The organism is Streptomyces sp. NPDC017993 (assembly GCF_044328065.1).
Classification (GTDB): domain Bacteria; phylum Actinomycetota; class Actinomycetes; order Streptomycetales; family Streptomycetaceae; genus Streptomyces.
On record NZ_JBIRGO010000049.1, the window covers coordinates 1 to 10489 of the forward strand.

General features: G+C 67.7%; 10 protein-coding genes and 3 pseudogenes. 6 read left to right on the top strand and 7 right to left on the bottom strand.

What is annotated here, in order from left to right:
• Window positions 1-118, top strand: a pseudogene (locus ACH4FH_RS38490) (IS5/IS1182 family transposase); the annotation flags it as partial.
• Between the two features lie 188 nt (window positions 119-306).
• On the opposite strand, the pseudogene ACH4FH_RS38495 reads toward ACH4FH_RS38490, so the two are convergent.
• The 4 genes and pseudogenes from ACH4FH_RS38495 to ACH4FH_RS38510 form a co-directional block, all read right to left on the bottom strand.
• Window positions 307-417: pseudogene (locus tag ACH4FH_RS38495) on the bottom strand (IS5/IS1182 family transposase); the annotation flags it as partial.
• A gap of 37 nt (window positions 418-454) precedes the next feature.
• Window positions 455-2383: an SUKH-4 family immunity protein gene (locus ACH4FH_RS38500; RefSeq protein ID WP_398560635.1), complete on the bottom strand. Its 1929-nt coding sequence runs from the start codon at window positions 2381-2383 to the stop codon at window positions 455-457.
• Window positions 2384-2665: 282 nt separating this feature from the next.
• Window positions 2666-3048: pseudogene (locus ACH4FH_RS38505) on the bottom strand (DUF6009 family protein).
• A gap of 166 nt (window positions 3049-3214) precedes the next feature.
• The gene (locus ACH4FH_RS38510; protein ID WP_398560636.1) at window positions 3215-3697 is read right to left on the bottom strand and encodes a MarR family winged helix-turn-helix transcriptional regulator; all 483 of its coding nucleotides are present in this window, start codon (window positions 3695-3697) and stop codon (window positions 3215-3217) included.
• A 124-nt stretch (window positions 3698-3821) separates the two neighbouring features.
• On the opposite strand from ACH4FH_RS38510, the gene ACH4FH_RS38515 reads away from it, so the two are divergent.
• Window positions 3822-4556 carry a dienelactone hydrolase family protein gene (locus ACH4FH_RS38515; RefSeq protein WP_398560637.1) on the top strand — a complete coding sequence of 245 codons (735 nt, stop codon included), beginning with the start codon at window positions 3822-3824 and terminating at the stop codon, window positions 4554-4556.
• A 69-nt stretch (window positions 4557-4625) separates the two neighbouring features.
• Here ACH4FH_RS38515 and ACH4FH_RS38520 read toward each other — a convergent pair whose 3' ends face one another.
• The 3 genes from ACH4FH_RS38520 to ACH4FH_RS38530 all read right to left on the bottom strand — a co-directional run bounded on the left by ACH4FH_RS38520 (window position 4626) and on the right by ACH4FH_RS38530 (window position 6358).
• Window positions 4626-4976, bottom strand: a complete 351-nt coding sequence (locus ACH4FH_RS38520) for a toxin-antitoxin system YwqK family antitoxin (RefSeq protein ID WP_398560638.1) — start codon at window positions 4974-4976, stop codon at window positions 4626-4628.
• A gap of 397 nt (window positions 4977-5373) precedes the next feature.
• Complete coding sequence (locus tag ACH4FH_RS38525) at window positions 5374-6036, bottom strand: GPP34 family phosphoprotein (protein WP_398560639.1); 663 nt, start codon at window positions 6034-6036, stop codon at window positions 5374-5376.
• A gap of 58 nt (window positions 6037-6094) precedes the next feature.
• Window positions 6095-6358: a hypothetical protein gene (locus tag ACH4FH_RS38530; protein ID WP_398560640.1), complete on the bottom strand. Its 264-nt coding sequence runs from the start codon at window positions 6356-6358 to the stop codon at window positions 6095-6097.
• Between ACH4FH_RS38530 and ACH4FH_RS38535 the strand changes: the two genes are divergently transcribed.
• The 4 genes from ACH4FH_RS38535 (at window position 6351) to ACH4FH_RS38550 (ending at window position 10431) form a co-directional block, all read left to right on the top strand.
• A complete protein-coding gene (locus ACH4FH_RS38535) occupies window positions 6351-6791 on the top strand; it encodes a hypothetical protein (protein ID WP_398560641.1) in 441 nt (146 codons plus the stop codon). The two genes, ACH4FH_RS38530 and ACH4FH_RS38535, sit on opposite strands and share 8 nt — an antisense overlap.
• A 575-nt stretch (window positions 6792-7366) precedes the next feature.
• Window positions 7367-8098, top strand: a complete 732-nt coding sequence (locus ACH4FH_RS38540; RefSeq protein ID WP_398560642.1) for a hypothetical protein — start codon at window positions 7367-7369, stop codon at window positions 8096-8098.
• A gap of 1390 nt (window positions 8099-9488) precedes the next feature.
• Window positions 9489-10127, top strand: coding sequence for an LPXTG cell wall anchor domain-containing protein (locus ACH4FH_RS38545; RefSeq protein ID WP_398560643.1), 639 nt, complete (start codon window positions 9489-9491; stop codon window positions 10125-10127).
• A 118-nt stretch (window positions 10128-10245) separates the two neighbouring features.
• On the top strand, window positions 10246-10431 hold the full coding sequence (locus ACH4FH_RS38550) for a hypothetical protein (protein WP_398560644.1): 186 nt from the start codon (window positions 10246-10248) through the stop codon (window positions 10429-10431).
• Window positions 10432-10489 lie beyond the last annotated feature (58 nt).

Below are 10489 nucleotides of genomic sequence, written 5' to 3' on the forward strand. Positions count from 1 at the left end.
GTCCTGGCTGGCCGGCTGCCGACGCCTCCACCGGCGCTACGAACGCAAACCCGAGCACTTCCTCGCCTTCGTCGGCATAGCCGCAACCCTCATCGCCCACCGCCGACTCACCAAGTGAAACAACGTCTTAGGCCCTCCCCCGGATTCCTCGACGAACTGCGGAGGGCCAGGCAGGTTTCACTCCGCGTGGACCTGCCGGAACTCTCGTTGAGCGAGGACTGGTACCAGCCCGGCCGGTCGCGCGAGGTCGCCCCGGGTAACCGGTGCAATGGGCACCTTCTCCAGATCGCGCGGGTAGCCGTAGCGGCCGTCGAGATCGGGACTGCCCAGTCGAACGTTACCGAGTTTGGCGTGATGGACACCGACACCGTCGCCCTTGAGCCGGCAGTGACGGAGGATCTTCCAGCCCTTCATGCGGGTTGAGGACTAGGACCGACTGCCGCGTCTGCACCGGCTACGGATTGTGGAAGACATAAGACCAGGCCGGGGCCTCGGCTCCGGCCTGGTCGATGGCTGAGTGCGCGACTGCCACGTACTGGGGTAGCGAGTAAGCCTCGCGGTCGTTCTGGATGTTCTGCACTGTGCGGAGGCCAGTGACCCACAATCCGACCATGGTGAGGAACTTCTCCAGGCTGTGCGCAGCGGGGAGGGCTGCAAGGTGTTCCTCGTCGGGCTCCGTCGGGACGCGGAGCACATGCCCGGTGGGGCCGTCGATGACGAGTTCGCCGCCCATCCAGAAGCCGATCTGGAAGAACGGACCGGTCTCCTCGGCTGTGGCGACATCGTCCGGCCAGGTGACTTCATCCATCACCTCGAAGCGGTAATCGCCATATGGGTAAAGTCCCATACCGCCTTCCCGCATATCAGGCAGGCCAATGTCGAGGAGCGTGCGCCGAGTTGCTTCGTCCGTCAGACCGTCGGGGAGTTCCTCCTCTTCGAGTTCGAAGACCTCGTCCTCTCCGTAGAGGTGGAGGAGATCGCCCGGGGTGGGCGGAGGGGCGTGTACGGGGGCCGTCCGGCCGGCCGCGGCGTAGGGGCCGGACAACAGCGGCTGGATATTGCGAGAGCTGAAGCCCGCAAAGGCTTCTCCCGCCTGGGGCTCGATCGCGAAGAGGCCGTGCGCTCCTCCGAGCACCACCAGGTCTCCGACGGGAAGTGGGGGGCTTTCGAGCAGAGTGGGGTGTACGCCCCGACCCTCGGGAACACCCATGTACAGATCTTGGGACGTCAAGAGGCTGCGCCGGTCGGCGCCGACCAGGGGTGGCCAGGACAGTGCTTCGAGATATTCCTCGGGAAAGTCCCTTCCCTGGAAGGGCGCAGCGAGGGGTTCTCCGGTCTCGGCGTCCCAGATAGCGACGTCCGGCCGTTTGCGCTCACAGATACCAGCGACGGCAGGGCGGCCGCGCCAGCGAACTTCGGCCATCCCTGTCAGTGGCGTCATTTGTGTGTAGCTCACGTGGTAGCCGCCAGGCGGCCGCCAGCGCGTCCACTTGGTTTTCCAAGGTAGTTGGACGCCCGACTCGGCGACTGCGGAGGCAAAAACCGAGTCATTCCGTGCCGTGGCCATCAGGTGCATCAAGGCAGCCCACTCCGACTGCCTGGGCGGGACAACTCCGTACGACCACAAGTGAATGCCATCGGCGGCAGCGGAGTTACCCGGGACGCTGCCCCCACATGCGCAACACGCCGCGTCCATCAAGACAGTTTGAGGAATATTCGCAAGAAGCCCGCCCTCCGGCAGCAACTCTTCCCACGCCTCGGCCTGCACGGCATGCGCGGCCATTCCTGTCGCCGCGTAGAGGCCCTCCGGGCCGTATCGGGCCCATCCCTCAGGGTGTCGGTATTCACCCGAGGCCCGCCGCAGCCAATCGAACAGTTGACGGCTGACCCGTGTGATCTCCTCAGGTTCCGTCTCTCGCCGCAGCCGTTCCGCTGTCCCCTCATCGACAAAGGACACGCCGTCGGGGCTCTGCTCGATCACGTCAGAGCGCTCACGCAGGAGCTGCGTGAGCGCCGATTCGGATGTCGGTTGACCCGTCAGGGCGCGTGCCAGCTCAGTCCAGACCCGCATCGGTGTAACGCGTGCCTCGGCCAGTGCCAATGCCCGCAGAAGGGGGGACTCCGGCCTCTCTGTTGCCTCGTTTTCCGGCAGCTGAAAGACGACCTTGGACCGGTGCGGGAGATCACGCGGCGCGGCATGAGCCAGTACGGCAACATTGCCGCCGGCCAGGCCGGCAGCGGTCTTGGAGATCAGACGTTCCGGCTCATACGAGCGTCGGGTCCGGCCTGCCCTGTGTGTGTTGATGAGAAGCACCAGCCGTGGCTCGGCGATCTGCCGCAGAGAACTTCGCCAGCGACTCCGGCGACCGGGCGACAGGTCCACCCCAAGAGCGAACAGAACTGCTTCCTGTACCTCCTCCGCGGTGAGCCCGTGGGCGTCTACAAGGACACTGCCGTCAGTTCGACTGTGGACTTCCCGCAGAACCGAGGCGCCGTCCGTCCCTGACGGGTCGAGCAGAAACGCCGGAGGCCCACCGGGGCGACGGTCTCGCCACCAGTCGCTGACAGCCGTGACGGCCGCAGGAGACGAGCAGCTACGGGAAGCATTCTCGGGGTTCGTCACTTTGCTCCCACTGTCCCGTCGGTCTGCCGTTGCGCTCTCGGCTCAGTGGTTGGTGGCTGTTGTCGCTGCGGGGCCGCCTTGAGAGCGGGGGGTTTGTCACCCACGCGTTGGGGTCGGATGGTCCGGGGATCGACGGCTTCGCCCGGGGCGCCTTCGTGGTAGGGCCCGTCGGGGTCGGCGTCGCGGTCGTGCGGGAGGAGGAAGAGGACGCACCGGGGCTGGAGACCGCTGTCCGGATCCGGATCGGCGTGAGTGTCGAGTTCGGCGTAGCCGCCCATGCGTCCGTCGCGTTCGTAGCGATGTTTGCCGCGGCGACGGGGCGTCTTGCCGAGGGCCCGGCGCACGTGGTCGAGGTCGTCGGGGTTCTCCAGCCACACCACGGCGTTCTCGTGGCGAAGGTCGCTCTCGTTCAGCAGCGAGCTCATGGCAGCAGCCCCTTTGCATTGTGGCCGGCTCACTCGCGGGCCGGGGTGGGTGTGGTGAGCACGATCCCGGGTGGGGCACCGTGTCCATGCGCCGCACAGACCCTTGCCCCAACAGGCGGCCGGGGCGACGGGCGCCCCAGTTGACGTCGGATGCCACTACGCGGGGTCAGGAGGTCCGGGTGTGGTGGTCCAGCAAGCGGGTGAGCAACTGCGCGAGTTGGTCGCGTTCGGCCGGACTCAGCGGCGCGAGCAGTTGGTCGTGAAGGTCGTCCAGGACCTTGTCGAGGCGGGGTAGGCGACGGCGGCCTCGGGGGGAGATCGTGATGATGTTGCGGCGCCGGTCGTCGGGATCCGGCACCCGCTCGACGAGGTCACGCTCGGCCAGTTCGTTGAGCACGCCCACCATGTCGCTGCGGTAGATGCCGGTGCGCCGGCTCAGCGTCGCTTGGCTCCCCGGCCCGTACTCCTGCAGTGAGGCGAGCACGGCGTAGTGCCACTTGCGGGCGTCGACCTGGGCCAGCCCCTCGTTGATCAGCCGGTCCGACCGCGCGGTCAGTTGCGACAACTGTCGGCTCGCCTGTCGACGCAGCCTGTCGGGCGTCTTGGGCGCGTCGTCGTCGGGCGTGTCCGCGGCTTCGGCTCTGGTCATGCCCCCATCCTACTCATTGCGTTAGTCCGACTAACGATGTACCTTCACTCACGCCGAAACCGTTAGTGCAATAAACGTTAGTTCGGTGAACTCCAAGGAAGGAAGCCCCGCTATTCCCACCAAGATGTTGCAGATTCCCACCACGGACGGAAAGGCCGACGCCTTCGCCGCCTTCCCCGACCAGGGCGAGCGGCACCCAGGGGTGCTGATGTACGCGGACGGCTTCGGTATCCGGCCCGTGCTGCGGGAGATGGCCCGCGAACTGGCCGGGCACGGGTACTACGTGCTCGTCCCCAACTTCTTCTACCGGCACGGCCCGGCACCGGTGATCGAACTTCCGGAGCACATCGGAGAAGAGGCCCGGCCCGCGGTCTTCGAGCAGCTGATGCCCTTGATCGAGGCGCACACCGCCGAGCGTGTCCTGAGCGACGCCGACGCCTACCTCAGGTTCCTCACCGCCCAGCCCGAGGTCGGTGCCGGACCGGTCGCGGTGACCGGCTACTGCATAGGCGGCCTCCTGGCGATGCGCACCGCCGCGGCCCACCCCGGCCAGGTGGCCGCCGTCGCCGGATTCCATGGCCCCGTGGGCGCGGACGGGCCCGACGGCCTGCGCCGCCTCCTCTCCAAGCTCACCGCCCAGGTCCACCTCGGCCACGCCGAAGGCGACATGACGCCCGAGGGCCTCGCTGAGCTCAACCAGGCCCTGGACACTGCGGGGGTCGGCTACACCTCCGAGATCTACCCCGGCACCATCCACGGCTTCACCATGTCCGACACCGACGCCTTCAACCCCGCCGCACTGCAGCTTCACTGGGATCGCCTGCTCCCGCTCCTCGGCCGCACCCTGGCCAACGGCTGAGGCTACGGCCCGGAAACCAACCCGAGGTGCACGGCTCCGCAGCGCGTAGCTCGCACGCCAGCCGCAAACTCACGCCGTGTAGGTCTTGTCCACCGTGAGGTTTCCGATCTCGTCCCACTGCCGGCGCCGTAGGTACTTCCCTTTGGGGCTGAAGACCGAGCATTCGGAGAGTTGGCCGTTCGGGTACCACGTACGCCACTCCCCGACGGCCACTCCCAACCGGCAATTCCCCTCCTCCTTCTGCGACCCATTGGGGTACCACTCGGTCTGGGTGCCGGACTCGAACCCTTCGAGGTACGTGACGAGGCTGATCACTCGGCCCTCCTCGTCGTGCGTAACGACTTCGCCGGTGAACGGCTTGTCTTGGAAGTAGACGACGTTGCCGCTTTCCAAGGAGGTGTCCTCGTCGTTGATGCGCATTCTTTACTCCGAGGCGGGGTGGCTCGAATCCTTGAGACTCTTGCCTTCGATGATCGCTCAGCTCGTTCAAGGGCGTGCCCGCGGTGGGATAGCTCCCGTCGTGCTGGCTGCAGGTGGTTGAAGCCCGCCTCGGCGAGCATCTCCTTGAGCACCTCGCATCCGCACGCGAGTCGAGGGGGTGCCCGTCCGGCCGGGAGAAGGGAAGGGGGGAGGGCGAGCATCGGATAATCGCGCGATCCGGTCTGGAACTTCCAAGCGATCGCATCGATCACCTCACGGTGATCCCGCCACCGGCCTCGGTGTCCGGTCCGGCAACAACGGATCAATCCGCGCCCACTGCTGCACATCAGTCAACAGCACACCCGGACCAACGATCCGGTGATCTGAAAGGAATGGTCTAACTCCCGGCCGTGGCGGCCGTGACCACGATGACCGCGGCCATCGCCGCCTGCATGTCGCGGATGGCGGCGTGGACGCTCTCAGCCGCCCACTGCCCGTCGGCCACCTGAGCCATCCGCGCGGTGACCTCCTTGCGCGGGCTGTCGGGGAATGCCAGGCGGTGCAGCTTGGCGGAGTGGATCAACGCGATCAGGCCCGCCGTCCGGGTGTCCGGCTCGGCGCCGTCCAGTACGACGGCGCGGAGCCGTTCCCGCAGCTCAGCCTCGACGGCGCCATCGGCCTCGGGGTAGCGGCGTATCGGGAACACTCCGAGTGCCTTGTGCTTCTCCTCCACGACCACGCCGCGCCGGCACAGGCTCTCCAGAGCCGCACCGACGGCCTTGGCCTGGTCCTTCGTCAGCCACTCCGTCACCCGTCGCTGCTTGCGACCGCGCAGCCAGGTCTCGATCAGCGCCGTCCGGCCGTCGAGCAACTCGTCCCCGGTCGGTGTCGTGTCTGTCAGTTCGAGGTGCTTGCCTGCAATGGACACCCGCCCGGCCAGGACCAGTTCGAGCAGGATCCCTCCCGACACTGCCCACCCAGCGGCGCTCCGCTGCTTCGCCGACCCGGACTCATCGTCCAGAGACAGCAGCATGATCTCCTCGGCCAGTGTGATCGCCATACCCACTACCCCCGTAACACCCCGTGATCGCTTTCTCATGATCAGACGCCCGCGACCGCTAAGAGGTTCCCCCCTTAATTCCGGCCCTGGCCACAGGGGGTGACCAGGCCCGCAGGAGCTCGGGGTTGCCGACCAGAGATGACCCGCCCACCGGGCCCTTCTCGCTCTCCAGTACACCGAAGGCCATCAGGAGGAGACCGATGGCCGCCGCCAGTCCGAGTGCCGTCAGTGAAAGGCCGGTGAGGAGGCGGGCCTTCAGTTTCCGGCGTCCGGTGGGCACAACGGTCCCGTCGAGGGCGGGAGCGGGTCGTGGCATGGGCATGATCCCGGAGTTTACGGCCTCGGGGTCTCCCGGCCCCGCGGTTGGCGCCCCTGCGAGCCCCGTAGCATCCCGCCTCATAAACGGTTTCGACAACAGCGACATCCGCAACGAGAAGCTGCGTGCCGAGTTTCAACGAGAGGGCACGGCAGGTCGTGCCGAGGACGCCAGGAAGCAGGACAAGAAGAGGCGCATCGCCTACGCGGCGTTGGCGGTCGCGGCGGCCCTCGGCGGGGTGGTCACGGTGATCGTCCGGCTCACTCAGGGCATCCCCCCGGCGGCTGACTGGTTGGGGCTGTGCTCCGGGGGCATAGCCCTGGCTGCGGTGGGGGCCGTGCTCGTCCTTCGTGGCCGGCCCCGTCTGGCGTTGGCGACGGTTGTCGCCGCCTTCGCCCTGATACAGGTCGCCGATGCGATGAGCTGGAAGGCTGGCTGACGAGCCGTCGGCGACCGACGCGGGCAGGTGACCGCACGGAGCAAGCCATCTTCAGCGCCGCTGGGGCGTCGTCGGCAGCCGGCCGCTCCGCGTCGCGGGGGGTGCGATGGTCGTCCCCATTGGTTGACCTCTCGGTGTCCCCTGGATTGGGCACGCCCGCTCTGGCCTCGGCCTCTCCGAGGATCTCTTCGCCCTTCAGCAGTGGACCGAACTGGCCACCGCCGCCGGGCACAATGCCCGTACCACCGCCGGGTTCTGCTGGCCGTGGACGCGCACCCGACCCCGCACCGGACGTTGCCGCGCCGTCTGGAAACGCCGCCACGGCCCTTACCGACCCAGACGGCATCCCCTCCTCCCCTCGCCCCCGCGCCTACGCCGACCATGCGTCGAATACCACCACGCAAGCGTCATCATCGGCCCGACCTCACCTGGGCCAACGGGCCGATGGGCCCCAAGAGAGCCGCGACAAGGGCCTCCGCCCCCGGGGGGGGGGGGGGGGCCCCCCCCCCCCCCCCCCCCCGACCAGTACCTGCGCTCCTAACGGCTGTCAGTGGCACGGCTTAAGCTCCTGGATCATGAGCAATAACCGACTGGGTGCCCTGCTGGAGGCCGGATTCACCGACCGGCTGGGAGAGCGGGACAGGAAGCTGCTGGCGCGTCGCGCGCTGCTCAAGGCCTGCGGTGAGAAGCCGCCGTTCTACCTTCCGACCAGTTGGTGGTACGTGGTGCCGGGTGAGAGCTACGAAGGATTGTTCGCGGCGCTGGACCTCCATGACCGTGTTCCGGTCACCTTCGATGAGGGGCGCTGCGTGGACGAACTGCCGTCTCGGCCCCGCGCTTTCCCCGTCTTTGTCACGCCTGAAGTCAACGGCTGGCGTTTGATATTCGGCAATCTCGACAGCGCCGTCGGCTGGGACTGGGACGACATGATGGGGGCTGTGGAGCGGCTGAGCGCACGCTGCGGCCAGGCGCAGATGTTCTTCGAAGACACCGCGGGCGGAGCGGATATCTGGGTGGTCGCCGAAGAGGGGCGCATCCGGCGCCGATACGCTCGGGAGAGCAGCCCGGAGTGGGAAGGCGAGCCCTTGCCCTGGGAGACACGGGCCGTCGACGACGAAGGCTTCAACCCGGAGTACGACGAGGCCGAGCCCAATGAGGGAACTGTCAGTGCCATGACGGCATGCGAGTACCTGTCGGTACACCCGGACGGGATTGACGCCGAAGCCGAGATAAGCGGCCACGGCTGGCTGGCCTTGAACGTGCCGAACGTGGGCCACCAAGGCCTCGACGACCTGGCATGGACATAGACATGACCGAGCCCTTCGACCGGTCGACCTCGTAGCGGGAACGCGGCACGGTAGCGGCACGTTATCTGCCACCGGGCCAATACGTGAAGCGCCGCGGGCTCACGTACGCCCAGGGCGGGATCACGGCCCGGGCAATGGAGCATGCGGGGGTCAGGGCGCCGTCCTGCCGCGGCCCGCCCATGCCAGCCACGCAAGAGGCACCAGTCGCCTCCGCACCCTGATCCCCACACGAGCGGCCACCAGGACGTGCTCCCGCCCGCAGGCCAAGTCCGTTTATCCATCCCGGCAGCCCCGCAAAGGGATCGATGCGTGCCTCGGGCCGTGCAGGGTCAGGAGCCCTTCGAAGAAGATGTGCGGCGCAGGATGTCGACAAGGGCCTGCCGGCATCGTCAGCGACGACCTCGCGGCTGTATCCGTCGCATCATCTTCACCGTCCAAGACATCGAAGACGTCCTGGGTCCGTCTTCAAACGGATCTTGCCGAGAGCAGGAGTGAGGCGAGTGTGACCGCTGCTTCGTAGGAGGTGGCGGTCTTCTCGTATCGGGTCGCTCTGCCGCGGAAGCTCTTCGAGCTGGTTGAAGCGGCGTTCGACGAGGTTGTGTCGGCGGTGGACCTCCCGGTTGAAGTCTGGCGGCCGGCCGCCGCGGCGCCCGCGAGGGTGCCGCTTCTGCAACCTTTTCGCAGTGCGAGTGGTCATGTGCGATGCGCAGGAGTGCGCATGTACGCATGTCTGCAAGCGCACTCATGCGAGTGGTCATGTGCGATGCGCAGGAGTGCGCATGTACGCATGTCTGCAAGCGCACTCACGCGCACCGTGCGTCATGCACGGCCTGACCATCACGAACGTCAACCTGTGCCGCCCAGAGGGCACTTGGGATCCGAGAGGTTTTGCTGGATGAAATTACGCCGCGCCCTGACGGCCGCCGCAGCGGCTGCCGTGATAGCGCCCGCCGCCGTACTGGCTGCGCCCGCCGCCGCGTTAGCAACGGAGCTGGTGTCGGAGGCCGGTCCCCGCACGCCCGCCTCTCCCGACTCCCCCGATGCCGCAACACCGGCGCACCGGCCGGCGGATTCCGCAACGAGCGGCGGCGGAACGGGTAACCGGGGCGTGCCGCCGCGCCCGGGCGAAGCCGCTGCCGGTGGCTCGGCATCCCAGGACCGCGACGGGGCCGCCCGTCCCGCCCCGGGGAAGTCGCCGAAAGCCGCCGGGTCCGCCGAAGGGACCACTGAGGGGACCACCGGTGCGGGTGGTGCCACCGGTGGCGGCAAGGACGCCGGTGATTCCGATGGTGCGGGTCAGTCCTGCGCGTTCGAGTCCGACCAGTTGCACGTAGCCGTCCACGGGCTACCGCCCCAGCTGACTGCGGGCGCCGCCTGGGCCCCCTTCTCCATGACACTCACCAACACCACCGGCAAGCCCCTGGGAGAGGTCCAGCCCTTCCTGCTCGTGTCCTCCGCCGAAGATGTCGACCGGCCGTACTGGGAGCTGGAGACCGAGTACCGCGACGCCGAGACGGGGCGGTGGAAGACCTTCCATGACGCGGCGCCCGACGACCTGTTCGGCTCCTTTGCCGTCGGTTCGCGCAGCACCATCACGCTCCAACTGCGCACCCGCGTGGTCAAGGACGCCAAGCCCGGCGCCGGGTACGCGCTCGCCGCCGGCGACTACCGCAACCGCGACGGTTCCTGCGGTTCGGCCAAGGAAGCCTGGTACGACTTCACCATCCTCCCCGCGAGCGCGAAGCCGACGCAGCCCCCGACCACCAAGCCGGGTGAGCCGGGCAAGCCGGGTGCCACGGCCGAGCCCGGCCGGAGCGCCGCGTCCGGCGGCGGTACGGGTGGTTCCGATTCCAGCGGTGGCCTCAGCCCGCAGAGCGGCGCCCACCTCGCCGCGACCGGCTCCTCGTCCGCGCTCCCGGCGATCGCTCTCGCCGGCGGAGCCGCGATGGTGGTCGGCGCGGGTGCGGTCATCGGCGTACGCCGCCGGGAGGGCGTGACCGATCCGGGCGCCACGGACTTCACCGCGTAAGCCCAACCATTTCACCAAGAACCTGATAACCCAAGAATCCACGGCCTTAGAACTCAATGACACTGAAAACAAAGGCTCCAAGACTCCAAGGCTCCGAAGAATCGGGAAAGAGATCTTTATGAAACTGCGCCGCGCCCTGTCGGTCTCGGCCGCGACGGCCGCCCTGCTCCCCGTGGCGGTGGCCGCCGCGCCCGCCTCCCAGGCGGCCCCTGCCGCGGAAATCCCGACGTGCTACGACGTCAGCAACGGGCAGTACCACAACAACGCCTTAGACGTCGTTTCTTATGGCGTGTTGGCTCGTTGAGCGGTGCATGACGGATCTGGTTGAGCGGTTGGTGCCGGATGAGTTGTGGGTGCTGTTT